22 protein-coding genes are annotated in these 24,739 nt (G+C 40.2%); 16 read left to right on the forward strand and 6 right to left on the reverse strand.

Annotated features, from left to right (window positions below):
* Window positions 1-67: 67 nt before the first annotated feature.
* Entirely contained in the window at window positions 68-397 is a 330-nt protein-coding gene (yajC, locus tag U9670_RS03875) for a preprotein translocase subunit YajC (RefSeq protein WP_323841595.1), read from the reverse strand.
* Between the two features lie 321 nt (window positions 398-718).
* Here yajC and U9670_RS03880 point away from each other — a divergent pair, with 321 nt between their 5' ends.
* The 3 genes from U9670_RS03880 (at window position 719) to U9670_RS03890 (ending at window position 5,892) form a co-directional block, all read left to right on the forward strand.
* Window positions 719-1,918, forward strand: coding sequence for a CNNM domain-containing protein (locus U9670_RS03880; RefSeq protein ID WP_323841484.1), 1,200 nt, complete (start codon window positions 719-721; stop codon window positions 1,916-1,918).
* A 231-nt stretch (window positions 1,919-2,149) separates the two neighbouring features.
* Window positions 2,150-2,701 carry a nuclear transport factor 2 family protein gene (locus U9670_RS03885; RefSeq protein WP_323841485.1) on the forward strand — a complete coding sequence of 184 codons (552 nt, stop codon included), beginning with the start codon at window positions 2,150-2,152 and terminating at the stop codon, window positions 2,699-2,701.
* A 458-nt stretch (window positions 2,702-3,159) separates the two neighbouring features.
* The gene (locus tag U9670_RS03890; protein ID WP_323841486.1) at window positions 3,160-5,892 is read left to right on the forward strand and encodes a LysM peptidoglycan-binding domain-containing protein; all 2,733 of its coding nucleotides are present in this window, start codon (window positions 3,160-3,162) and stop codon (window positions 5,890-5,892) included.
* Between the two features lie 72 nt (window positions 5,893-5,964).
* Here the strand turns inward: U9670_RS03890 and U9670_RS03895 are convergent, their stop codons facing one another.
* Complete coding sequence (locus U9670_RS03895) at window positions 5,965-6,726, reverse strand: Nif3-like dinuclear metal center hexameric protein (RefSeq protein WP_323841487.1); 762 nt, start codon at window positions 6,724-6,726, stop codon at window positions 5,965-5,967.
* Between the two features lie 206 nt (window positions 6,727-6,932).
* On the opposite strand from U9670_RS03895, the gene U9670_RS03900 reads away from it, so the two are divergent.
* Complete coding sequence (locus U9670_RS03900; protein WP_323841488.1) at window positions 6,933-8,111, forward strand: S1C family serine protease; 1,179 nt, start codon at window positions 6,933-6,935, stop codon at window positions 8,109-8,111.
* Between the two features lie 95 nt (window positions 8,112-8,206).
* On the opposite strand, the gene U9670_RS03905 is transcribed toward U9670_RS03900, so the two are convergent.
* Window positions 8,207-9,460, reverse strand: coding sequence for an NRAMP family divalent metal transporter (locus U9670_RS03905; RefSeq protein ID WP_323841489.1), 1,254 nt, complete (start codon window positions 9,458-9,460; stop codon window positions 8,207-8,209).
* A 270-nt stretch (window positions 9,461-9,730) separates the two neighbouring features.
* Between U9670_RS03905 and argJ the strand changes: the two genes are divergently transcribed.
* Together argJ and U9670_RS03915 are read left to right on the forward strand one after the other, a co-directional pair.
* The gene (gene argJ / locus U9670_RS03910; RefSeq protein WP_323841490.1) at window positions 9,731-10,945 is read left to right on the forward strand and encodes a bifunctional glutamate N-acetyltransferase/amino-acid acetyltransferase ArgJ; all 1,215 of its coding nucleotides are present in this window, start codon (window positions 9,731-9,733) and stop codon (window positions 10,943-10,945) included.
* 108 nt (window positions 10,946-11,053) lie between these two features.
* Window positions 11,054-11,236, forward strand: a complete 183-nt coding sequence (locus U9670_RS03915; protein ID WP_323841491.1) for an NF038104 family lipoprotein — start codon at window positions 11,054-11,056, stop codon at window positions 11,234-11,236.
* Window positions 11,237-11,359: 123 nt separating this feature from the next.
* Here U9670_RS03915 and U9670_RS03920 read toward each other — a convergent pair whose 3' ends face one another.
* Window positions 11,360-12,772 carry an L-serine ammonia-lyase gene (locus tag U9670_RS03920; RefSeq protein WP_323841492.1) on the reverse strand — a complete coding sequence of 471 codons (1,413 nt, stop codon included), beginning with the start codon at window positions 12,770-12,772 and terminating at the stop codon, window positions 11,360-11,362.
* A 324-nt stretch (window positions 12,773-13,096) separates the two neighbouring features.
* On the opposite strand from U9670_RS03920, the gene U9670_RS03925 reads away from it, so the two are divergent.
* From U9670_RS03925 to U9670_RS03945, 5 genes are all read left to right on the forward strand, one after another.
* Window positions 13,097-13,303, forward strand: a complete 207-nt coding sequence (locus U9670_RS03925; protein WP_323841493.1) for a (2Fe-2S)-binding protein — start codon at window positions 13,097-13,099, stop codon at window positions 13,301-13,303.
* A gap of 410 nt (window positions 13,304-13,713) precedes the next feature.
* Window positions 13,714-14,208, forward strand: a complete 495-nt coding sequence (gene bfr / locus U9670_RS03930; protein WP_323841494.1) for a bacterioferritin — start codon at window positions 13,714-13,716, stop codon at window positions 14,206-14,208.
* A 107-nt stretch (window positions 14,209-14,315) separates the two neighbouring features.
* A complete protein-coding gene (gene bfr, locus U9670_RS03935; protein WP_323841495.1) occupies window positions 14,316-14,783 on the forward strand; it encodes a bacterioferritin in 468 nt (155 codons plus the stop codon).
* Between the two features lie 413 nt (window positions 14,784-15,196).
* The gene (gene aceE, locus U9670_RS03940; RefSeq protein WP_323841496.1) at window positions 15,197-18,022 is read left to right on the forward strand and encodes a pyruvate dehydrogenase (acetyl-transferring), homodimeric type; all 2,826 of its coding nucleotides are present in this window, start codon (window positions 15,197-15,199) and stop codon (window positions 18,020-18,022) included.
* Between the two features lie 10 nt (window positions 18,023-18,032).
* Entirely contained in the window at window positions 18,033-19,694 is a 1,662-nt protein-coding gene (locus U9670_RS03945) for a 2-oxo acid dehydrogenase subunit E2 (RefSeq protein WP_323841497.1), read from the forward strand.
* A 402-nt stretch (window positions 19,695-20,096) separates the two neighbouring features.
* On the opposite strand, the gene U9670_RS03950 is transcribed toward U9670_RS03945, so the two are convergent.
* A complete protein-coding gene (locus tag U9670_RS03950) occupies window positions 20,097-21,020 on the reverse strand; it encodes a hypothetical protein (RefSeq protein WP_323841498.1) in 924 nt (307 codons plus the stop codon).
* Between the two features lie 218 nt (window positions 21,021-21,238).
* Window positions 21,239-21,550, reverse strand: a complete 312-nt coding sequence (locus tag U9670_RS03955; protein ID WP_323841499.1) for a hypothetical protein — start codon at window positions 21,548-21,550, stop codon at window positions 21,239-21,241.
* A gap of 49 nt (window positions 21,551-21,599) precedes the next feature.
* Between U9670_RS03955 and U9670_RS03960 the strand changes: the two genes are divergently transcribed.
* Genes U9670_RS03960 through U9670_RS03980 form a run of 5 tightly spaced genes read left to right on the forward strand, consistent with a single transcriptional unit; the run spans window position 21,600 to window position 24,716 of the window.
* On the forward strand, window positions 21,600-22,946 hold the full coding sequence (locus U9670_RS03960) for a lysozyme family protein (RefSeq protein ID WP_323841500.1): 1,347 nt from the start codon (window positions 21,600-21,602) through the stop codon (window positions 22,944-22,946).
* 5 nt (window positions 22,947-22,951) lie between these two features.
* On the forward strand, window positions 22,952-23,494 hold the full coding sequence (locus tag U9670_RS03965) for a hypothetical protein (RefSeq protein ID WP_323841501.1): 543 nt from the start codon (window positions 22,952-22,954) through the stop codon (window positions 23,492-23,494).
* Entirely contained in the window at window positions 23,463-23,678 is a 216-nt protein-coding gene (locus U9670_RS03970; RefSeq protein WP_323841502.1) for a hypothetical protein, read from the forward strand. The genes U9670_RS03965 and U9670_RS03970 overlap by 32 nt, the downstream gene beginning before the upstream one ends.
* A 25-nt stretch (window positions 23,679-23,703) precedes the next feature.
* Window positions 23,704-24,393 carry a hypothetical protein gene (locus U9670_RS03975; protein ID WP_323841503.1) on the forward strand — a complete coding sequence of 230 codons (690 nt, stop codon included), beginning with the start codon at window positions 23,704-23,706 and terminating at the stop codon, window positions 24,391-24,393.
* A gap of 14 nt (window positions 24,394-24,407) precedes the next feature.
* On the forward strand, window positions 24,408-24,716 hold the full coding sequence (locus U9670_RS03980; RefSeq protein ID WP_323841504.1) for a hypothetical protein: 309 nt from the start codon (window positions 24,408-24,410) through the stop codon (window positions 24,714-24,716).
* Window positions 24,717-24,739 lie beyond the last annotated feature (23 nt).

A 24,739-nucleotide genomic window follows, 5' to 3' on the forward strand; every position in this document is an offset into this window, starting at 1 on the left:
GAAAAAAGCAGAAGATTTGTCAAATTAAGACAAGTTTTGCTGATGTCTAAAAAGTTATTACTACAAATTATATGTTATCAATTGTGCCAGTAGGTAAAACACTGATGACGCTGGTACGCTGAATTTTAATTAGGTTAGTTGGGTTTAAAGCGACAACCACATAATCACCATCAATCTTGGTGATTTTACCCATCAATCCACCAGCAAATAAAATTTCGTTACCAACCGCTAGGCCATCAACCATCGCACGATGCTGTTTTCTTTGCTTAGATTGCGGACGAATGACCAAAAAGTAAAAAATGGCAAAGATGGCAATCATGGGCAAAAATTGTAAAAACATATTAGGTTCTGCACTGGCAGTAGGGGCGGCGTGTGCATTAGTAATCAATAATTCCAACATAAAAACTCCTTTAAGTTTAAGTGATTAACTTGCAACTTATGAATAAGCCACTAAGTTTTAATCAAAAAAGCATTAAAAATAATAAGATATTTGCCATAGAAAAAGGGCAAAAATAACACATATCATAACACAAAAATATGCCATCATGCCATGTAATTTTATTCGCTTTGTATTCATGAACTAAATTTTTAAAATGCTTTTTTAAAAATCCTTAAAGATGGCGTTTTGGAGTGATTAACCAAAACGAACATTTTATCACTTGCAGTCTGTGTTGTTTTGACTTAATATATTCGGTAATATTTTTATTGATTTGCATTTATGTCCCGACACCGAGTACGCTTGATCAACATTAAATCTTTCACTTTCCTTGGGTTGCTTTTCTTAACTACACCAGCCCTAGCCAATAGCAATGACATATCACCAACAGCAACTAATGTTGCGTTACTCATCTTTTTTATCTGCTTATCGCTTGTATTTTCATTCATTTGCTCTGTGTCGGAAGCCACACTGTTGACAATGACACCGTCTTATGTTGATACATTACAAGATGATCACCCAAAGGCGGCAGCATTATTAGAAGATGTGAAGATTAATAATATTGAAAAGTCCATTTCGTCAATTTTAACGCTGAACACCATTGCACACACACTAGGCTCTTTGGGGGCGGGAGCACAGGCAACAATTGTTTTTGGTAGTGCGTGGTTTGGTATATTCAGTGCGGTGATGACATTGGTCATTTTGATTGGCACAGAAATTATCCCAAAGACGCTTGGCACTACTTACTGGCGACGCTTTGCCATGCCTGTGGCGTATTATGTGCGTTTTATTAATATTGTGTTGATGCCGATTGTATGGGTGGCAGAAAAGATTTCTCGCCTGCTTACTCAGGGAAATACCGAATCAACTTTTAGCCGCCATGAGTTTATTGCTCTTGCCAATCAAGGTGAAAGTTTGGGTCAAATGAGTGAACTGGAAACTCGCATCATCAAGAATTCATTAGCACTGAGCATGATTAATGTTGAAGATATTGTTACACCACGCTCGGTCATGATTGCATTTGATGAGACGATGACGGTAGGCGATGTGTTTGCCAATTTACCTAAGTTGCCATTTTCCCGCTTTCCAATTTTTAATGAGGATTTGGATAATGCGACAGGCTTTGTGCTAAAATCTGATTTGCTGATTGCTCGGGCAAACCAAGAAATTCATACGCCTTTAAGTACTTTTCGCCGTGATATTCCATTTATTTTTGCCAAAATGAAGTTGTTTGATTTACTCAACATGATGTTAAAAGAGCGGATACACATCGCATTGGCAGTGGGTGAGTTTGGTGAAGTTAAAGGTCTGGTAAGCCTAGAAGATGTGCTTGAAACCTTGCTTGGTCTTGAAATTGTCGATGAATTTGACCGTGTTGATGATATGCAGGCATTAGCAAGACAACTCATGGACAGACGAATGAATCGTATCGGTGCAAAACTTGAACAGGTCGAATCTTTAAAAGAAGATAAGACACTTTAAGCCAAAAACCAATTGAGGTTAGGGCTAAGATTTAAGGCGTGTAAAAGTTATGTTTTTATGCATTGTAAGGTATGGCTTGAAATCATCGGTTTAAAATAGTAAGCTTTATTGAATTTAGCCATGATTGTTTAATCTTGCATTTATTGGGTCAGCCAAAGCAAATGCCCACACTAAAAAAGATAATCAATATCTTAATATCAAAACCATCATAAAATCGCTAGGGATTTATCAATGACACAACACAACAATCTTAAAACCTTCATTAAAAAAGGCATTGTTATCAATACCTTAAATGCCGTTATTCATACCATAGCACCATCTCACCAAAGGTGGTACTATGCACTGGGGTTTGGCTTGGCTTTGGGCGGACTGGCTTTCACCAGTGTGTCTGCTCATGCCATGAGTGAATCGTCCGTGCAGGCATATGTTGTCGCCATGAACCAAGCAGCCAACAGTCAAAATATTGGACAAATCTCACGCCTCATTGCTGATGATGCCATCATCAAGATGACCAGAAATGGCGTTTCTGCTGATTTGGGTAAAACAGCCTATTTACAACACTTACAAAAAAGCTGGGCGAAGGCGACTGGCTACCATTATGACATTCGCATCAGCGATATCGTTGTTATGGGTAATCGAGCCAGTGCTCAGGTAGTAACTACCGAATCTTGGACAGAAGACGGAGTGGCTGTCAAACTGATTACCACATCAAAGATAACACTATCAGAATCTGGGTCAAATGCCATATTATTGCGTTCATCATCGCAAGTTGTGATCAATTGATTGTTAAGATGATTAACTTTTGGTCCAACCCTTTTCATTGATAAAAATTTTTTATGATATTTTTTATGATATTATAGATAGATAGCTTTCCGATGAACACCGTGTTGATCTTTGGCCGATTTTGTCAATGAATATGAATAAATATGATTGACGGCATCATTAACGACTAAAAAAATTAACAACCAAATTTTAAATTCAATGGTTGATAATGTTTGAAAAATAAGGCATTATTAAGGCACTATTTATTAAATGCCTATATGCTTGTTTATGCATTTTTTTAATTATTGACAATCGGCATTGACTCTTAACAATTAACATACATGACAATACAGAATAAAGGTTTTATCATGCCAAATTTACCACTCACACCAAACAGCGACACCAAAATCAATATAATCAACACAAAGAACCCAAAAAATACCATAAAAATCGGATTGATAAAACCGCTGGTATTGTCCATGTCAGCTTTTTTAGCAGCGTGTAGCAGTACAGGTACGACACCCACATCTATATCTACACCCACAGTCAATAACAAAGTTCAACGCACCGCACCTGTTGTTCAGACATCTAGCTATGCTGGTGTACTTGATGAAGCCATGCTTGACGAACTAGAAAGTTTGCTTCAAGCAACTGACATGAGCATGGTTGAGGGCGATGCTTTGACGGTGCAACGCTATGGCAACCTATGGGACAGAGTTCGTCAGGGTTATCGTATGGGAGATACCTACAACGCTCGCATTGAAGCGCAAAAATCATGGTTTTATAGCCGCCAAAGCTATTTAAACCGTCTGACCGCTCGGGCATCTCGCTATCTTCATCATACGGTTACAGAGGCCGAACGCCGTGGTATCCCAACTGAGCTTGCATTATTGCCCATCATTGAAAGCTCATATGATCCTTCGGCTACATCTAATGCCGCCGCCGCAGGTCTTTGGCAATTCATTCCGAGTACAGGGCGTATTTACGGTCTTAATCAAAGTGCAGGTTATGACGGCCGTAGAGATGTCATTGAATCAACTCGTGCAGCTTATGATTTTTTAACCAGTCTGTATAATCAATTTGGTTCATGGGAGCTGGCTTTGGCGGCATATAACGCAGGTCCAGGTCGTGTGTCTCGTGCAATCAAGGCCAATCAGTTGGCGGGATTGCCAACTGATTATTGGTCTCTTAGACTGCCTGCTGAGACGATGAACTATGTACCACGCTTTATTGCTGTTTCTCAGATTGTTGCATCACCGTCAAGCTATGGTGTTAATTTACCTGCCATTGCCAATCACTCACATTTTAGAACCGTACCCACCAATTATGGGGTCAGTTTACAAGAAATTGCATCAGTTACTGGTGTGTCATTTGACGAACTGCGTCTACTAAACCCTGCATTGAGCAACTTCATTATTGATACTGCGGGTCCAAATCGCATCGTTATCCCTGACAGTTTAAGCGGTTCATTTGATGAAAAAATCTCTGCACTTACAGGGTATGGTAGTGAATATGGCGTTGTTGCTACTGCACCAGCACAAACCACCCAGTATGTGTTGCCAAAAACAGGGGTTCAAGCCAATACCAACTCACAAAAGCAATTGATGCAGTCTAATACGCTACCAACCACCATTGCACAAGTCACCCCTTATAACACGATTGTTCAAGAGCCAGCCATCACCCAAGAAGAGCGTGATTTTATTGCTGCACAGATTCAATCTAGCACCATCGAATCGGTGCAAGCGGTCAACCCAAATGATGGAAATATTCAATTAGATGCACTACAAACCGCTCAGTCGGTTCTAGAGTCTCGTGGTCAGACCAAGGCATTAAGCTATTCTGCACCAGCTATGACCAGCACTGCAAAAACAGCAGTGCCCAAAAAATTAGTAACAACCAATACCCAGCAATCGGCTAGACCTGTTGCCCCAGTCATTGATTATACTGCACCAACACCCATCCCAGTTGTGTCAATGACGACAGCACCCCAGCAGTCAAGCCGTCCACAGCAGACAACATCTCAAAATCAACCAAAGCCAGTCAAGCGTAAACCTGCACCCACACCTGTTGAAAGCTATGTTGTTAAAGCAGGCGATACGCTGACAGGCATTGCAGAGACGAACAATCTGAGCGTCAGCCAGTTGGCAAGCTATAATAATATCGCTGCCAATGCCTATGTTCAGCGTGGCCAACAGCTATGGCTCGTCCCAGATAAAGTCAAGCCACAGCCTACCAAATCAGCCGTCAGCACACCTGCCATAAAAACCATGATACACAAGGTTCAAGCAGGAGAAAGTTTGGCGGTGCTGGCTCGTAAATACGAAATGAGTGTGCAGGATTTGGCGGCTTTAAATGATCTTGAACCAACGCAAGGCTTATATATCGGTCAGAGTCTTAAAGTGCCAGCTACTGCAAAGACAGCATCTGCAGACTCAAATACAAATGTACGCACAAAGAATTTACGAAAAAATGACAATGTCAGCTCAAACCAGTCAAATTACACCGTCAAAGCTGGCGATACTTTGACAGGCATTGCCAACAGTTTGGGTGTCAGCAATGCTGACATCGCTGCATTGAATGATTTTTCAGCAGATTCTGGATTGATGGCGGGACAGATCATCAAAGTCCCAGTGTCTGGCGTAGCTGTTACTCGCAAGTTAAACAATAAACCTATTGAGTATACTGTTCAATCAGGGGACAGCCTAACATCGGTTGCAGCCAAGCATGACATTAGTATTGATGAGCTGGCAGCGGCAAATAATCTGAGTCGCACATCTGGTTTAATACTTGGTACAACCATTACCATTCCTATGGCTGGTACAAAACCACAATCACAACCGACCAAAACCGTTGAGTCTACACCAAAAACCAATCGTAGCAACTCAAAAAACTCTGCCAATCAAAATGCAGGTGCTACTGAGAGTTACACTGTACAAAGTGGTGATAATCTAACTCAATTGGCTAAAAGATATGGCGTATCGTTGCCAGAACTTGCTAAATTAAATAATCTTGCAAATAACGCAAGTCTTCGTATTGGTGAAACCATCAAAGTGCCAAAACTCACCACTACCTATAAGGTCAAATCTGGTGATAATCTCATTTCTTTGGCGCGTCGTTATGGCATCACCACCGAAGAGCTTGCCCAGTTAAACAACCTTGCAAATAATGCAAGTCTTCGTATTGGTCAAACCTTGACTGTGCCAAACAAATAGACATCAAGACAAACGACCATAAAAAACCACGCCTTTTGGTGTGGTTTTTTATGGTTTTTGGTATATAAAGTATTAAGCAGGATTATTTATATCAACAAATATCGCCTCAATGCCAAATTCATCAGCGATAACCTCACCAAGTGCTTGCACACCAAATCTTTCGGTGGCATGATGGCCTGCGGCAAAATAATCCAAGCCCAGCTCGCGTGCAATATGGGTCGTACGCTCAGAAATTTCACCAGAAATAAAGGCATCACAGCCCATCTTAGCTGCCTGCTCTATCATGTCTTGGGCTCCACCTGAACATAAGGCAATTTTATGCAGTGTTTGCTTACCGCTTTTGATGTGCAAGGGTGGACGCCTTAGTTTGTGGGTAATTTTATGACCAAAATCCTCAGGGCTGATGGGTGTGCAGGTGGCAATATTGCCAATCGGGTGCTTTTCATGTGGATGTAACGCCCCAGTGATTTGTAGATCTAAATCTTTGGCAAGTAAGGCGTTATTGCCAATCTTAGGGTGGGCATCTAATGGCAGGTGATAAGCGATGAGGGAAATGCCTGATTGCATGAGGGTGCGAATGCGTTTGCCTTTCATGCCAATCAGTGGTGCTGGTTCACCTTTCCAAAAATAGCCATGATGCACAACCATCGCTTGTGCGTTGTGAGCAATTGCAGCATCAATGAGTGCCTGACAGGCTGTAACGCCTGTGATGATTTTTGTGATGGGGATATCAGCATCGACTTGCAGGCCATTAGGACAGTAGTCACTAAACTCGCTTGCGTGCAGATAATCATCACAAAATTTCACCAATTGGTTTGCAGAAATTTTGACCATTTTTTACCTTTGCTTTGCTAAAAATTGGCATTTTAACGATTTTGTGTGATTTATGCAAACCGTCATCACCTTAGGCAAATTTTGATAAAAATCCGACATAATTTATCATAAAAAATCCTACATACTGCTTTATCTTGGTAAAATTGCCCCAATATTTGTTGTGTATCATACCTTTATATCATCATGATTATTTACAAGGAATATTAATGACCAAACCAGCTAAATTTACGCTAAAAAGTCAACAGGGGGCAAGTTTTTGGGCCATTTTGCCTTGGTTGATTGCATCGGTATTGGCAGTGGCTTTGTGTTGGATGCTCTTTCATCATACGCCTGCTAAACCACCAATTGAGCCTGCCAGACATAGAGAGCAGGTGTGGACACCACCTGCTGATGATACTCCTAGATTGCCCACGCCAGCGGTCAGCTCATATAAAGATGCGGTCAATCGTGCCGCCAAGTCTGTGGTAAACATCTATACCACACAGACCATCAAACACCCTTATGTGAATGACCCTATGTTAAGAGAGTTGTTTGATCATTACTATGGCGGACAGGGCAATCAGCAAGGAGCAAACTTAGGTTCTGGTGTGATTATCTCAAAAGATGGTTATATTGTTACCAATGCCCATGTTGTTGCTCAGGCTGATGAAATCATCGTTGCACTTAATGACGGCAGAAAAACTCGTGCAACCGTCATAGGCAGTGATCAAGACAGTGATTTGGCAGTCATTAAGGTAAATCTTGATAATCTTGAGCCACTTGTTTTTCGCAATCAGCCGATCAATGTTGGTGATGTAGCGTTGGCGATTGGCAATCCTTTTGGTGTGGGTCAGACCGTTACTCAGGGCATCATCTCTGCCACAGGGCGTGCAGGGCTTGGTATCAGCAGTTTTGAGGATTTTATTCAAACAGATGCCGCAATCAATCCTGGTAATTCTGGTGGAGCGTTGGTGGATAGCGATGGGGCGTTAATTGGTATTAATACGGTCATCTATTCACGCTCTGGTGGTTCAATGGGTATTGGCTTTGCCATTCCAACAAGCATTATTGAACAGGTCATGAATGCACTCATCACTCATGGCAAAGTCAGCCGTGGTTGGCTGGGTGTGGGCATTGCTCAGGTCTTAGATAATCCGATCAACCTAGAATCCACCAAAGGTGTGATGGTCTCGCAAGTTTGGGAAAATACGCCCGCTGCTCAAGCAGGCATACGCACAGGCGATATCATCGTCAGTTTAGATGGCATTGCCACCAACAGCGTCAATACGCTAACAGGTATCGTTGCCAAACACCCACCAAACACCAAGCTTGTTGCTAAGATTTTAAGAAATGACAAGCCAATGACGCTGACCATAACACTTGGTGAGCGACCCAGCAATAATTAAGCGATTGGCCATGTTACCCATTAATAAAACTAAAAATAAAAAAACCTGCCAACACAGCAGGTTTTTTAATCAAATAAAACACGCCAAACAAATCATCAGCCAATAAATTTAAAAAATTGCAATAAAAATAGTACAGCAAAGCCAGATAAAAAAACAATGCTGACAATCGCAAACCATTTCATAAAAGGGGTCAGCTGGCCTGCTGACTTGATGAGCGAATAATTAAGATAAGCAAAAATCGGTGCGGTAACAAAAGAGCTGATCATTGCAAATTTGAGCAGTGTTGCCATTTGTCCCAAGAAGAATGTAATTAAAATATACGCCGCCACCCCTGTGAAGGTTGTCCAAAATTTGACATATTTTTCGGTCAACTGGGTATTGCCAGTTTTGATGAGCGATTGGCTTTCTGCATTGGCACGCCCATAACCATCCATACAAGTAATGACTGTACCAAACATACATAAAAAAGCGATGAATGTTACAAACAATCTTGACCATTCGCCTATTGTCTGTGTATACATTTGTATCAGCTGACCGACATAAGCACCGCCTTGCATGATGATCTCTTCTGCTGAGCCATACTGCACAAATACACCCAACGCCAAGAAGAATAATGCCAAAATTGCAGAGGTTAGGTAGCCTACATTAAAATCCACCAAACCCTGAAAACGGCTGGTGTGGTCGGTATGAATTTTTTTGGCAGTCCAAACTGAGGTTAGGACAGAAAACTCCATTGGTGCAGGCATCCAGCCCATAAGTGCGATGATGAACCCAAGTGTCGCCAAATTCCAAGGCGATGCTTCGATAAAATCAGGGGCAATGACTGATGGTTTGCTGCCAGCCACTATCACTGCCATGACGGTGGCAATGGTTAGAGCCATGATGATCCACTTGGTGAGATTATCCAGCAACTTATAATGACCTGCGATGAGCATTACCCATGATAAAGTCATCACAACCGCCGACAAAGCAAGAGTGTTTATCTCAAATGGTAACATATACCCTAAAATTACTGCACATAAAAGAGCAACCGCACCTGTACTGATCACCCCCGAAATGACACACAAAATAAAAAACACCCACAAATAAATAGGGGATTTTTTTGCATATCCGACAATCAAGCTGTCGCCTGTGCTGTACGCATATTCTGTACCAAAACGATAAAAAGGGTATTTAAAAAGATTTGCCAAGACAATCATGATCGCAAGTTGCCAGCCGTACAACGCACCTGCCTGCGTTGATGAAACTAAGTGCGAACCACCAATAGCAGCAGATGCCATTAAAATACCAGGTCCAAAAGCTCGCCAATCAAGTTTACGGCTGTTGCCAATGCTAGATGAATCATTCATAATTGCTTACCATCAAATACAAAAAAGTAATAAAACGACATATACTAGAACAATAGCGAAATAAATACCATGATTTAAATGATGAATTTTATTCATAAGTTTTAAACTAAATGTTATGATTATGTATGTCGCTAACAATCACTAACAATTGCCAAAAAGCTAGGCATTTTTTAATAAAAAAACACTGCTTTTTATGCAAATTTATGATAGTCTTAGCCAATCATCAACCAATCACACAAAATAAATAAACAAACAAAAAAAAGGTGTTTTATGCCAGTTGGTAATGTAAATCTTGTGCCATTATTGCCCATTGACGGCATTAAAATTGGCATCACACAGGCTGCCATTCGTTATAAAAATCGGCGTGATTTGACGGTTTTTGAGATTGACAAAGGTGCAAATACCGCCGTTGTTACCACACAAAACGGCTTTGCTGCTGCTCCTGTACAAATTGTGCGTAAGCATATTCAGTCGCACACACCACGCTATTTGCTGATCAACACAGGAAATGCAAATGCTGCTACAGGTCAAGATGGTATAGACAGAGCAAATGCTACTTGCCAAGCACTTGCTAAAAAAGCAGGCGTCGTATTGGGTGAGGTTTTGCCGTATTCAACTGGGGTGATTGGCGAAACCCTGCCAAGCGAACGCATCATTGACGGTTTAGATGATGCCTTCAATGACTTACAAGCCGACAATTGGTTAAATGCTGCCCATGCCATCATGACCACCGACACCACACCCAAAGGTCATAGTGTACAGACCACGATTGATGGCACGACTTATACCGTTACGGGCATCAGTAAAGGTGCTGGCATGATTAGACCAAACATGGCAACCATGCTTGGTTTTGTAGCAACCGACGCTAACATCAAACCAGCATTATTGCAAAAAATTTTGGTTGATTTAACCAATCAGACTTTCAACCGCATCACCATTGATGGCGATACCTCTACCAATGACTGCTGCACACTCATCGCAACAAATAAGGTTGGGAAGGTTATTGATGATGAAAAACATCCGCACTATCAAGCCATTTATGATGCAATCAAAGAAGTCATGCTGACCATTGCTTGGCTCATCGTCCGAGATGGCGAAGGTGCAAGCAAATTCATCACTGTCAAGGTAGTTGGTGGTCAAAGCGCAGAAGACTGTGCCAAAATTGCTTATGCAGTGGCACATTCACCATTGGTAAAGACAGCATTTTTTGCATCTGATCCAAACTGGGGTCGTATTTTAGCCGCAGTAGGTCATGCTGGCGTTACAATTAAGCAAGACCGTGTCAGTGTTTGGCTTGATGAAGTGCTTATTTGTCAGCGTGGTGGGCTGGCTGATGATTATACTGAATTGCACGGACAACAGGTCATGAGTCGCCCTGAAATCACGGTCATGATTGATTTGGGGCAAGGCGAATGTACAGATACTGTTTATACTTGTGATTTATCCCATGAGTATGTCAGCATTAATGCTGATTATCGAAGTTAGCTTTTATGAATATTGGTTTTTGCCAGCATTGCTTTTTATCAGTGAATAAAAAGCAATCAAACTGGCAGTAAAATTTTTATCATCAATTGACATGAGACAAAAATAGTCATGAAAAAATTTGCATTGATTTTAGCCATTGCATTAAGTGGCACCGCCTCAGCTGGCTGTGTGCACAAAATCGTTACTGTACCTGTTAAAGTTGCTTACAAAACCACAAAAGGTGTGGTTAAAGGTACAGCAAAAGTCGTGCGTGCAGCCACATCCAATGACAAAAAAGATGATAAAGATTGATTGAAAAGATGGGCGTGATGCTGACAATCGAACCAAAATAATCCATCAATAAAATCAAAGACTTATAAAAAGTCAGGCGATGATAAAACGCTTGTTTTTATTGGTAACGGGTTTAAGGGCTTATCAGCACTGACTAAATCCAATCATCACACCCACGCTGGCGGTTGGAATGCGATTATCTGCATAAATGGCAAGCCCACCACGAGCTGTTTCCTTATATTTGTCCATCATGTCCTTGCCAGTCTCTTTCATGGTTAATATTGCTTTATCTAGCGATACATGATGCGAACCATCACCACGCAAAGCTAAGCGAGCGGCATTTATCGCCTTTACTGAGGCCATCGCATTACGCTCAATACATGGTACTTGTACCAGACCTGCGATTGGGTCGCAAGTTAAACCCAAATTATGCTCAAGACCGATTTCAGCAGCATTAAGACATTGTGCTACTGTACCACCCATGACATGAGCAAGGCCAGCCGCTGCCATCGCACACGCCGAGCCAACCTCTCCTTGACAGCCAACTTCTGCACCCGAGATGGACGCATTTTGCTTAATCAATGCACCAATCGCTGCTGCGACAAGTAAAAACTCACGCACACCCTGATAACTAAAATTAGAAATAAAGCCACGATAATAATGCAATACTGCAGGAATGATGCCAGCTGCACCATTGGTTGGAGCGGTAACAACCTTGCCACCAGCAGCATTTTCTTCATTGACAGCCAAAGCATACAAATCCACCCAGTCCATTGCCAAAAGCCCTCCATCTGCCGATTTGCCATATTCTTTGGAAAGCTGGTCATATAAGGATTTGGCACGGCGTTTGACATTTAAGCCGCCTGGCAAAATACCATCTTTTTTACAGCCTTGGGTTACGCATGATTGCATGACCTCCCAAATCTCAGTGAGATATTCACGAACTTCATCTTCTGAGCGAATGGCCGTTTCGTTGATGTACATCAGCTCTGCAATGTTAATCTCTTTTGCCTCACAAATCGCAGATAACTCAGATGCCAAGGTAAATGGATAAGGAAAATCATCAGTACCACCAATGATGGTATCGCTGTTAATCTCGTTGCTGTCCATCACAAAACCGCCGCCCACCGAATAGTAGGTCTGGCTGATACACTCACCATTATCTAGCAAGGCATTTAATATCATGCCGTTAGGGTGATAAGGCAGGGTGATATGGTCATACCACACAATGTCTCGATGATAATCAAATTCAATCTCTTTGATACCACCTAGATTCATACAATGATCCGCTAAGACAGGCTGTAGATAGTCATCTGTTTTTGTGGTGTCAATGGTGCGTGGCATATGACCAAGCAAACCCAAGATTGTGGCAGTATCTGTTGCATGACCCTTGCCTGTCGCTGATAGCGAACCATACAGTTCTATGCGTATTTGAACCACATCATCAATGCGTTTATCAAGCAGTGCCAAAAAACGGCTTGCCGCCATCATCGGACCTACTGTATGCGAGCTTGAAGGACCAATACCAATTTTAAATAAATCAAACACACTAATCACGACCATTCCTTTTTTATTTCATATTCTTGCTTACTATTATATTCTTACATCTTTTATTTTGCCATAAATTTCAACCATTCTTATCACAAAAAAAAATTATCACACAAAAAATTATTGAGAATTTTTTTCAAGCAGCTTAATTAAAACCAAGTATTTTACTCAGATATGTTTTATTTTTTTAATCACAAATATGGATGTGATTTATTTTCTTTATCAAATAAGAAAAATTCTTAAAAACTATTGAAAATAAGAATTCTTCTTGTTATATTATGTTCCTGTGTATGAAATCACAAAAGCTTTGGTCATCTAAAAAGGAGAGTGAATATGTATGTATGCATCTGCCATGATGTGAAAGACTCACAAATTAACACCGCCATGACACAAGGCATCACCACCATGTGTGGATTGCAAGACGCACTACAAGTGGGTACTTGTTGCGGTTGCTGTTTACCTATGGTACAAGACTTAATTGATGAACACGAAGCCAATTTTCCTGCCGTTGAGCGTTCTCATATGAATGCAGTTGCTTGATAATATTTCTAAATTATTTCTGTATATGGTTTTTATTGTATTGATACGATATTCATTCTCATTGATTGATTAACTTAATCAATCATTCTTTTTTTGATTTGGTGTGCTTAATTTCTAAGAAATGATAATGGCTTGTCTTTGATAGCCATTATTTTTTATTTTTATCAGCAAAATCAACTATTTATAAATTAAAATTAGGAATGATTTTAATTTAAAATTCTCATAAAAATTAAGTTAAATTTATTCTCAATGTGAGAGCCATTCGCAGGTTGTACTTCGTTTTCAGTTCATTAGCTATACAAATATTAAGCATAATTTTTAGGTATTTATGTTAAGATAAATTTGTACTTAAAAAGGTTTTTAAACCCTTTGAGTGAATATTTTTTAATTTATTTAATAGGAATTATCTGATGAAATCATCACAAAAAGTCATTGATTATTTAAACTTTTTACTTTCAGGAGAGCTCGGTGCACGCGACCAATACTTCATTCACTCACAAATATACGCTGAGTGGGAATTGGGCAAGTTGCACGACCGCATTTACCATGAAATGGAAGATGAGACCTTGCATGCGCGTCTGATCATCAACCGCATCATCATGTTGGGCGGTACGCCAAATATGCAAGTGGGTGAAATTAATATTGGTGCCGATGTACCTGCAATGCTAAAAAATGATTTGGAGCTTGAATACAGTGTGCAAGAACACCTAAAAGAAGGTATCGCCTTATGTGAACAAGAGCGTGATTATGTTACTCGTGATATGTTGGTACGCCAATTAGAAGATACTGAAGAGGACCATGCACATTGGTTAGAAAAACAACTACGCCTGGTTGACATGATGGGACTGCAAAATTACCTACAAAGTCAAACAGCTGAGCCTAATATGGTTAATGTAGGGCATTGATTTACATTTTTATGAATGTATGGGCGTGTGAGTGTACAGGGCAATGCCTAAATTGCCCAAAAGCTCAACTAAGCTCAACAAAATCATCAATAAAATAAGGAACATACATGAAAGGTGATAAAGAGGTAATTCGTGCACTGAACAATGTACTTGGGCAATCTTTAATTGCAATTAACCAGTATTTTCTTCATGCACGCATTGTAAAAAATTGGGGCATTGAAGAACTTAATGACGCATTTTATCGGCAGTCTATCCAAGAAATGAAATGGTCTGATAGGCTGATTGAGCGTATTTTGCTACTTGAGGGTTTGCCAAATTTACAAGAGCTTGGCAAATTGCTTATCGGTGAAAATGTTACTGAAATACTTGCTTGTGATTTACGCCTAGAAAAACGCAAACACGATGTATTGCTTGATGCCATTAGCGTATGCACCGAAAAACGCGACTTCGTTTCTCGTGAATTGTTGATTCATCTAAAAGATGGTAATGAAGAATACGAAGATTGGTTAGAAACTCAGCATGAAAAGATTGAAAGTATTGGTATTCAAAACTACATTCAAACACAATCTACTTAAAACGACAAAAATTAGTTTTTTATGAGCCAAAAACCGATGAGCTGATGTTTCATCGGTTTTTTATTCAAAATTTAATAAATAATTATTATTCTTGTCTACTAACTAAAAAATATGTTATAATAAACTGATTTTTAATCACTATTTCTTTTAAAAATAATGATGATTTTTTCATTTTCTAAAAGCAATAAACTTTTTATTAAAAAGCCTTTATAATACCAAAGATCAATTAAAAGCGTGCGATTTTATCACCGTTGCTACATTCATTAGCAACCATGATTTAAATGGTGATTTTATATTGTTTAACAAATCTTTAAACACCCATTTAGATAACCATTTAAATAATCATATGATGACATAACGATGATCGCAATTTTCACCGCCAAATCTGGCAAAACTTCAACTAGGACAACTTTATGACAACTTATTATAAAGATACCGACCATGTCGAGACACAAGAGTGGCTAGACGCATTTTCATCGGTCATTAAAAACGCAGATAAAGAACGGGCACAATTTCTACTAAAAGCCCTATATAACATGGCGGTACAAGAAGGCTTGCCATTTAACCGCTTAGACACCGCCTATATCAACACCATCTCTGCTGAAGATGAGCCGACTTATCCTGGTGATTTGCATATGGAACGCAAATTGCGTGCGCTGATTCGCTACAATGCTTTGGCGATGGTAATGCGTGCCAATTTGAATGATGATGAGCTTGGTGGACATTTGGCAACTTTTGCATCAAGTGCCACCTTGTATGAAACTGGTTTTAACCATTTTTGGCGTGCTCCTGATGAAAATTTTGGCGGTGATATGATTTATTACCAAGGCCATGGGGCACCAGGAATGTATGCTCGTTCATTCTTAGAGGGTCGTTTGGACGAAGAACAGCTAAAAAACTTCCGTCGTGAAGTGGGCGGTAAGGGTCTATCAAGCTATCCACACCCATATTTAATGCCTGATTATTGGCAGTTTCCAACTGTATCAATGGGCTTAGGTCCGATTACTTCAATCTATCAAGCACATATTCAAAAATACTTAACCAATCGCAAATTAATCAAAGATGAAAATCGTAAAATCTGGGCGTTTTTGGGCGATGGTGAGACGGACGAGCCAGAAAGCCTAGGTGCAATCAGTTTGGCTGGGCGTGAAAAACTTGATAACTTAATTTGGGTTATTAACTGTAACTTACAGCGTCTTGATGGCCCTGTGCGTGGTAATGGTAAAATCATTCAAGAATTAGAATCTGTCTTTCGTGGTGCTGGTTGGCGTGTGATTAAGGTTGTCTGGGGTGATCGATGGGACAGCCTGCTCGCCAAAGACCATACAGGTGTACTTAAACATCGCATGGAAGAGGCAGTTGATGGCGATTATCAGTTGTACGAAGCACGAGATGGTGCATTCATTCGTAAAGAGTTTTTTGGTAAATACCCAGAACTTGCCGAAATGGTTAAAGATATGTCAGATGAAGACTTGATTCATCTAAACCGTGGCGGGCATGATCCGAAAAAAGTCTATGCTGCTTATGCAGAAGCCATGAAGACCAAAGGTCAGCCAACTGTAATTTTGGTAAAAACCGTAAAAGGTTATGGCCTATCCAACCAAATCCAATCGGTCAACAAAGCACACCAAATCAAAAAACTTGACGAGTCAGGTCTAAAATATTTCCGTGATCGTTTTGATTTGCCGTTTAATGACGAAGATTTAAAAACATTGCCATTTTATCGCCCATCAGAAGATTCAGCAGAATACAAATATCTGATGGGTCGCCGTCAAGCATTGGGTGGGCATCTGCCAGCGCGTCGTAGTGGGCATACTCCGTTAGACATTCCAGATTTGTCCATTTTTGATCAAGTATTGCAAGGCTCAAAAGGCAAAGAGCAATCCACAACGATGGTCTTTGTACGCCTGTTGTCAGCACTATTAAAAGACAAAGCACTGAACAAATATGTTGTGCCAATTGTACCAGATGAGGCGCGTACCTTTGGTCTTGAGGGTATGTTCCGTCAATTGGGTATTTATTCTGCCGCAGGTCAAAACTATATTGCAGAAGATGCTGATGCTTTGATGGGCTATAAAGAAGCCAAAGATGGGCATATGCTAGAAGAGGGTATCAATGAAGCAGGGGCAATGAGTGCATGGATTGCATTGGCAACCAGCTATTCAACCAATGCCCTGCCAATGATTCCAATGTATATTTACTACTCAATGTTTGGTTTTCAGCGTATAGGTGACTTGGCGTGGCTGGCAGGTGATATGCAAGCACAAGGCTTCTTGCTGGGGGCAACAGCAGGTCGCACAACCCTAAATGGCGAGGGTTTACAACACCAAGATGGTCATAGCCATATCTTATTTGGTACCGTACCAAACTGCGTTACCTATGACCCATGTTTTGGTTACGAACTTGCTGTCATCATGCACGACGGTCTAAAACGAATGTATGGTGAGGGCGAGCGTGTTTATTATTACATTACTTTAATGAATGAAAACTACGAACATCACGCCATGCCACAAGGTGTTGAAGAGGGTATTAAGCGTGGTATGTATCTGCTAGAAGACAACGGCTCTAGTCAAGTTCAGTTGCTAGGATCTGGCGTGATTTTGCGTGAAGTGCAAAAAGCAGCTCGCATTCTTAATGATGACTTTGGCATCAAAGCTAATGTATGGAGCGTAACCAGTTTTAATGAATTGACTCGTGATGGCATGGCCTGTGATGACTACAATCGTCTACATCCAACCCAAGAAGCGAAAACTCCTTGGGTAACAACTCAGCTTGCACCACACAAAGGTATCGTTGTAGCAGCAACTGACTATATGCGCAATTATTCAGAGCAAATTCGTGGTTGGTTACCAGACTCTCGCCCATACAGCACCCTAGGTACAGATGGCTTTGGTCGTTCAGACAGTCGTCAGCAACTACGCAACTTTTTCCATGTGAATGCTGAGCACATTGTCATTGCAACCTTAAAGAAACTGGCGGACGAAGGTGAGATTGATGTACGCTTGGTTCAAGATGCAATTAACAGCTTTGATATTGATGTGGACCAAGCACCAGCATGGCAACCACAACCACATTACGATCATTTCCCTGATGCGCCAGCCACATCTGTGAACACCAATCCGACACCTGTACCTGATTTTGTTGAAGAATCAGACGAAGCCATCAGTACAGAAGGGCGTGCCGAAGATAGTGCTGATGCCCAAATTTTAAATAGCCACAATGTGGTAGAGCCAAAATAAGGAGACGACAATGGAAATTAAAGCCCCTGATTTGGGTGTAGAAAGTGCCGAAGTTGCCGAGATTTTGGTGAAAGTTGGCGATATCATTAACGAGAATGACAACATTGTTTTGGTGGAATCTGACAAAGCATCGGTAGAAATACCGTCGCCTACCTCAGGTAAAATAACCGCCATTGCTATTAATGTGGGTGATAGCGTCAGTGAAGGTAGTGTATTACTTAGCATTGAGGCGTCAGAAAATACTGAGGCATCAGACGATGCCAGTACAATCGGTTTGCAATCAACCGCTGCCACAGAAACAAATGAAGAAACAACCATTATAGCAGAAGTGGAGACAGCAACTGCATCCACCACAACCAGCCAAACACATAATTTGCCAGATTTGGGTGTAGAAAGTGCTGAAATCGCTGAAATAATGGTGGCAATAGGTGATAGTATTGAAGAAAATCAACCATTATTACTGGTGGAATCTGACAAAGCATCGGTAGAAGTGCCTGCACCTACCAGTGGTGTCGTTGAGGCAATTTTGGTAGCGGTGGGTGAAAGCGTATCCAATGGTCAGGCATTTATTACCATAAAATCGGCAGACGCACCATCAGCCTCTAAGGTTGATACCGCACAGACAAAAACGGCACCAGCACCCCAAGTGCAGAGCGACACAAAGGCTGAGCCTGCCAAGTCATCATCTGCCAATACTTCTACATCAAATCAAAAATTATCAGAAGACCAAGTAAATGAAAAAGCTCGTCATGCTCATGCAGGTCCTGCGGTGCGCAAATTAGCACGAGAATTAGGTGTGGACATCAGTGTTGTTACAGGTACAGCAGCTCATGGTCGCATTCTAAAAGAAGACTTATTTGGGTATATTAAATCGGTAATGACAGGTGCACAAACCGCACAAAAAGGTGCCACAACCATAGCAACCAGCCCAGCAATTAGCTTACCTCCATTGCCTGATATGTCTAATAAAGAGATTTGGGGTGAGATTGAAGTTCAAGATTTGACACGACTACAAAAAGTATCAATCCCACAACTTAATCTAAATACCTTGCTACCACAAGTTACCCAATTTGATTTAGCGGACATTACCGATACTGAAAATTTACGCAATGAACTCAAAGCTGAGTTTAAGGCAAAGGGTATCGGTTTGACCATCTTGGCATTCATCGTTAAAGCGGTGGCATATGCACTGACTCAGCACCCAAAATTCAATAGCCATGTATCTGATGATAATACTCAAATGATTATCCGCAAGTCTGTACATATGGGTATTGCAGTGGCAACTGATGATGGGCTGATTGTTCCTGTGATTCGCAATGCACAGGACAAAGGTATTGGCCAACTTGCTGTTGAGATTGGTGAACTTGCTAAAAAAGCGCGTGATAAGAAGCTTTCTGCCAAAGAACTACAAGGTGCATCGTTCACTATATCTAGTCAGGGTAATATGGGTGGCACTTACTTTACGCCTCTTGTCAATCATCCGCAAGTTGCAATTTTGGGCATTTCTGAATCAACTTACCAGCCACGCTGGAACGGTAAAGAATTTGAACCCAGATTGATGTTGCCATTATCATTGTCTTATGACCATCGCACAATCAACGGTGCTGATGCGGCAGTATTTACTCGTTATATTGCCAAGCTACTTGCTGATCCACGCAAGATCTTGTTGTAAGCTAACTTTATTTTTATATCATTTAAAAAAAAGGTGGTCGTGTACCGCCTTTTTTTACACATATGAGAAGATCAAACTCACTATCCATCATAACAAAAATCCTGATTTGCTGATTGATTGCGACCAGTTTGGCTTAGATAACTTTAACAGTCAAGATATTCAAGAGCTGATTTATTCATAAATCATAAATCCGACTAGTTATACTTCGCATAATGTATATTATGTTAAATAAGAAATTAGAGAAGGTAAATTAGCTGCTGACAGTTTCAAGTTTTTTTTGCTATGACATAAAAGTGTGCAGCCCTTAACATCACTATACCCCCCTAAAATTCAAGATGTTCATTTTAACGCACCCAAAAGATGCAAGCCCCCTTCTTTTTTATTAGTAAGGGGGTGTATAACTCACTTTGTTTTCGCCGGAAGCATTGGGCGAGAAGCGGGTTTTTTTGCATATTCTTGGAATGCTTGTTTGATTTCTACCATGTCTTTGGCACGTTGTTCGTCCAACTCGTAAAACTCCTCAAGACTTAAATGACCGTCTTTTGAAAGCATATCAAATCGCTTACTGAGTTTGTTTTTAGCTTCTGAATTGCTGCATTGCTGCTGATAAAATGTCTGAAAATGTCTATTTTCAAAGGTAAAATCATTTACTTTTTGGTTCAGTGTGCCAACAACAATAGCAATATCTGGTACTTCTTGTGGTACAAATTCATTTGGTTCAGCAGGATAGCTTAAGTATTCTCTCATGACATCTTTGCTGATGTCGCCGTAATGATACAGGTTTAGCCCCATATTGTATTTTGGCACATGCTCATCTGTGATATTATCAACAAAACAAGGGCTAAAAAAATGCTTATCTAATGCGATAAATTGCTCCGCGGACAATTGGTTAATTTTCGCACTGGTTTGAGAACCAATATTTAATGCAAAGTATTGGTTTTTTTCATGTTCGTCAGCATGGGCGTAGGCAACAGGGTAGTTTTTTAAGTCAAACAGCACTATGTTGATGTTGCGTCTTTCAGGCGACATTAATTCTACGCGTTCATCATCGCTGATATAACTGATTGGATTGGTTGTATAAAATTTAAGCAGGTTGTATTTGGTCTTTTTCAGGTTATCAGCGTGGTATAGGATGGTGCTGTAATCTCGAATGGTATTGGCATTGAGGTTTTCTTGTGTGATAGCAGTATTATTTTTCAACTGACCGTTTTTATCTTCTGCGCTACATGCAGTTGTAGCCACAACCAACATGGTTGCTAGAGCTATATTGGTGATGGTGAGTTTTCGTCTGGATGCTAATGACTTAAATTTGGTTTTGATGTGCATTTTTTTTCACTTCTTTGTGGTTTAGATATGTTCAAATAGAACTTTGCATAAGTATCTTATATTAAATAATATATTCAATAATAAATCAATTAAATAAACTATTTAATATAGTCATGCTATTATAGCAAAAAAAAATATACATACAAGACAAACCATATGTAATAAACCCTCCCCAATAAAAAAAACTACCTGAAAATCATAGGTGGTTTTTTTTAGGTCTATTTGTTACTATCCGCCGCAATGCCTAACGCCATTCGAAACAAGGATTTTCCTTCGGTGGGCGCAGAATAGACGCCGCCCTTCTCATCTTGCTTTTCTTTGGCTAATTGTTCTTTTAAGGCTTTTATTTCTGCTTGTGCTTGCTCTAATTCGTGTTGCTGATGTTTACGAGTACCCCTTTCCATCAGTATTGATTTAATATCTTCAATTTCCGCCGGCGACATTCCCAAGCACACCAAGTCTGCTTCAGGCGACACCAAAAATAGATACTCAAATAGATTACACTCAAGCGCCTGTGATACTTGCGTCATGGTGGATAATCTTGGGTTTCTATAGGTGTGGTTGTTGATATGATGAATATTGCTGAGAACAGACCCAACCCCTTACTATGCCCAAGATTTTGTTTTTGAGTTGAGCTATGGTAATGACTATCTTGGTGGTTCGGCCAGAACACAGTTTAATGCGCTGTATGGTGCAAATTTACCAGTTGCTGCCAATATCAAGAAACCTACAAAGAAACTACCAACAGTACCGCGCTTTGCTAACACACAAGAAAGCCTAACCCCTGATGAAATCGCAAGAGAAAATATGAACCTTGCTAATGCAGCAATGATGGCTGATGACATGGGTTATGATATTTCTGGCCGCATGGTATCTCATCGTATTTTGGCATCAATTTTTAGCACAGAAGATGGTGCGTCTTGGGACATCGCAGAACGTATCGCGCCACCTGCAAAAGTCAGCGACATGACACCAGAAGAGCTTATAGAGTATATAGCCACAAGACGTTATGGTGACTCACAATGGTTTGTAGACATGGCAAAAATGAACATGCGCGGTTTACAAACAGAATTAATCGCCATGCAAGCCGAAAAGAAAATTCTTGAAAAGGAATTGATTATGGCTGAAAGAGCAGTTGAAAAACAATTGGCGGCTTATTTAAGTATCAAAAATAAGAGCCAAGAAATGTTGAATCAGGCTATGTATGATGGTATTATAGCAAATGCAATACCAGATATCATTGCCGCTCATCTTGAGAAGAAAGGTGATGAGTTCATTGAGACTGGTGGTTTTGATGATAGTATGAGCGTCGCGGATGCTGATTTAACCAATATACCAGCAGACTTAGCACCTTTGCTAAACGAATTGCTAGAAGGTATTGCGCATAGTGAGGCAAAATCTTACGAAGCTTATAACAACGGTTCTATTGATGGTCCTTGTGGTGGTAGTCTTAATAAGTCCAAACCAAAAGGTGATGGGGTAACTAAGCTGACTGAAATGACAATGGCTCAGTTAAAAGCAAGGGCTAATGCGCCTTGTAGTACAAAGATTTTTGCTGCAGGTATGTATCAAATTATACCTGACACTCTAAAAGGGTTGTTGATCTCTTTACCTCATTTAAGAAACTCAAAATTCACGCCTGCGGTGCAAAAAGAAATGGCTCTTCAACTAATGAAGGAAAGAAAGCATATTAACGCTTGGCTTGCTGGTAAAGATGTACCTATTGATAGAGCTGTTTACGATGTATCTAAGATTTGGGCATCAGTAGCTGTACCAAAAGGTTTGCCAAGAGCCAATGGCACCATATCAAATGGCAATCAAAGCTATTATGGCTCAGGCAATCAATCAAATGCGACTTCTAATAAGATGATTATTAACGCATTGTTGAGAATTAAACAGTATCACGAAAACAAAAAACAAGGGTAAATAGTATGAAGCCATTATTTTTAATCGCAGCTCTTGGTTTGGCAAGTATCGCAACCATTGCTCATGCTGAAAACAGAAACGGTCCTTATAAGCTGGATAGATGCTACGCTGAAGAAGGGGAATTAGAACCTTATAAAGAGTCTGGTTATAATTTATGCTCTCAAGAAGCTCGCTCGTTGCTTGATACTATTGTATCTCAGGTTAAAAAGCCTAATTTTAACAAAGACTATGTTTTTGGGCGAATCAAGTATACGATTAAAGATGGTTCAAACAGAACTGGTTATAACCAAGTGGCAATTAACCTAAAAACAAAGCAAACTTATGTACTGCCTTACACCGTTATTCTGCCAAAAGGCGAAGTTCCTAGCTGGTCTTTTAATGAAAAAAGCAATAAAATTTGCCTTCTAAATGATGATGTAATCATGTCAAATGTAGGAAACCATTGGTCTTATTCTTATGATAATGAAATACTTCCTGATGAGAGAGCGAACTGCTTTTCTTTGTATAAGCATGATTATGATGGAGTCTTTGGCTTCTATTCAAAATAAGAAAAAAAATAAATTCAAAACAGCAGCAGAATGGCGATCTATAGGACATCCAAATAAATGTACGCCATCATTATGTTTGCCTTATTCAGGTTCCAAAGATAAGGCGCAATATTCCCATACTGTGAAAGTTTGGACTATTATGGCCAAAATGGATCAGTTGATAAAAGAAAATAAAACAAAGTGATTAAATAGATTGAGGTTGATATTCAATGAACAAGGTAACATCTTTGCTTAGCTTTATTCTTATTTCTGTATTGGTGCCTGCCAGCGCTGTAGCCGGCGAGCCTGCTCTCGGTTTAACAAAACAAGTAAACGGTTATACGGTTGGTTGCTTCTCAGAAGGTCAATCATTTGTGTCTGAAAAAACCTTTGATTTATGCAAACCAGACAATACAAGACTTATTCTGGATACAGCCGCAAAAACAAAACCTAATTTTGGCGGAGGCCTGAAAGCAATCAAGGTGCATCCTTTTAAAGAAAAAGATACTGCAATGGTTGTTTTTGTGGACGAAAAGAAAAAAACCATCAAACCGGATGATAGGGTATATGTTGTAGATGAGGGTTCTATTGGATCTTTACATACTAGAAAAGACAGCTTTGTTATTTGCTTTGACACAAAAGATGATTATGTCGCTGCTACAGCATACGATAATCAAACAATTGTTAAAGGCGGTTGTTCTTACGCAACCAGAGAGAGCAAAGCAACAGTAAGCACAAACCCTTTGATTACTGGGCTTGGTGAAGTTGGAGAGCTTGGTTTGAAGGTCGATAAAAGCAACCCACCAGAAAGAGATGGTCGATTTAAAAATGTGCTTCATGAGCGTAATATTGACATGTTGGGTGGAGATTATTACCCTATGTCATACGCAAATGAAGTATTTAAAATGCACAAAAAATAAGCAGGCGAGAAACTATGCAATTCCAAGTCGCAGATGAAATATTTAGAGTGGCAGTTGATCCACCTAAACGCATCATGGGTGATAATAATCAACTCACAAGCGTTTTACAGGATTTTGAGCCGCCAAGGGTGGGAATGGGTTATGAAAATCCATTATCAAAAAACAGCTTGCCTTTTCAAAAGGAAATCAGGGTTATTAGTGACCTTGCTGGTAGTCGTGAAAATCTTGAGGTGCTTATCAATAATGGCAAATATGCACTCAGTGAAAATCACCCTGCTCTAGAATTTGTAATGGTATCGGTAAGGTTAATGCGATTTTTTTAAAATAATAATAAGTGCGACAATCT

It is taken from the genome of Moraxella tarda (genome assembly GCF_035181405.1).
In the GTDB taxonomy this organism is placed as follows: Bacteria; Pseudomonadota; Gammaproteobacteria; order Pseudomonadales; family Moraxellaceae; genus Moraxella.

What these genes read in the sequence shown, in the direction of transcription:
- U9670_RS03880 (WP_323841484.1), top strand. Translation starts at nt 719, where the DNA reads ATGTCCCGACACCGAGTACGCTTGATCAACATTAAATCTTTCACTTTC.
- U9670_RS03885 (WP_323841485.1), top strand. Translation starts at nt 2,150, where the DNA reads ATGACACAACACAACAATCTTAAAACCTTCATTAAAAAAGGCATTGTT.
- U9670_RS03890 (WP_323841486.1), top strand. Translation starts at nt 3,160, where the DNA reads ATGTCAGCTTTTTTAGCAGCGTGTAGCAGTACAGGTACGACACCCACA.
- U9670_RS03895 (WP_323841487.1), bottom strand. Translation starts at nt 6,726, where the DNA reads ATGGTCAAAATTTCTGCAAACCAATTGGTGAAATTTTGTGATGATTAT.
- U9670_RS03900 (WP_323841488.1), top strand. Translation starts at nt 6,933, where the DNA reads ATGACCAAACCAGCTAAATTTACGCTAAAAAGTCAACAGGGGGCAAGT.
- U9670_RS03905 (WP_323841489.1), bottom strand. Translation starts at nt 9,460, where the DNA reads ATGAATGATTCATCTAGCATTGGCAACAGCCGTAAACTTGATTGGCGA.
- argJ (WP_323841490.1), top strand. Translation starts at nt 9,731, where the DNA reads ATGCCAGTTGGTAATGTAAATCTTGTGCCATTATTGCCCATTGACGGC.
- U9670_RS03915 (WP_323841491.1), top strand. Translation starts at nt 11,054, where the DNA reads ATGAAAAAATTTGCATTGATTTTAGCCATTGCATTAAGTGGCACCGCC.
- U9670_RS03925 (WP_323841493.1), top strand. Translation starts at nt 13,097, where the DNA reads ATGTATGTATGCATCTGCCATGATGTGAAAGACTCACAAATTAACACC.
- bfr (WP_323841494.1), top strand. Translation starts at nt 13,714, where the DNA reads ATGAAATCATCACAAAAAGTCATTGATTATTTAAACTTTTTACTTTCA.
- bfr (WP_323841495.1), top strand. Translation starts at nt 14,316, where the DNA reads ATGAAAGGTGATAAAGAGGTAATTCGTGCACTGAACAATGTACTTGGG.
- aceE (WP_323841496.1), top strand. Translation starts at nt 15,197, where the DNA reads ATGACAACTTATTATAAAGATACCGACCATGTCGAGACACAAGAGTGG.
- U9670_RS03945 (WP_323841497.1), top strand. Translation starts at nt 18,033, where the DNA reads ATGGAAATTAAAGCCCCTGATTTGGGTGTAGAAAGTGCCGAAGTTGCC.
- U9670_RS03950 (WP_323841498.1), bottom strand. Translation starts at nt 21,020, where the DNA reads ATGCACATCAAAACCAAATTTAAGTCATTAGCATCCAGACGAAAACTC.
- U9670_RS03955 (WP_323841499.1), bottom strand. Translation starts at nt 21,550, where the DNA reads ATGACGCAAGTATCACAGGCGCTTGAGTGTAATCTATTTGAGTATCTA.
- U9670_RS03965 (WP_323841501.1), top strand. Translation starts at nt 22,952, where the DNA reads ATGAAGCCATTATTTTTAATCGCAGCTCTTGGTTTGGCAAGTATCGCA.
- U9670_RS03970 (WP_323841502.1), top strand. Translation starts at nt 23,463, where the DNA reads ATGATGGAGTCTTTGGCTTCTATTCAAAATAAGAAAAAAAATAAATTC.
- U9670_RS03975 (WP_323841503.1), top strand. Translation starts at nt 23,704, where the DNA reads ATGAACAAGGTAACATCTTTGCTTAGCTTTATTCTTATTTCTGTATTG.
- U9670_RS03980 (WP_323841504.1), top strand. Translation starts at nt 24,408, where the DNA reads ATGCAATTCCAAGTCGCAGATGAAATATTTAGAGTGGCAGTTGATCCA.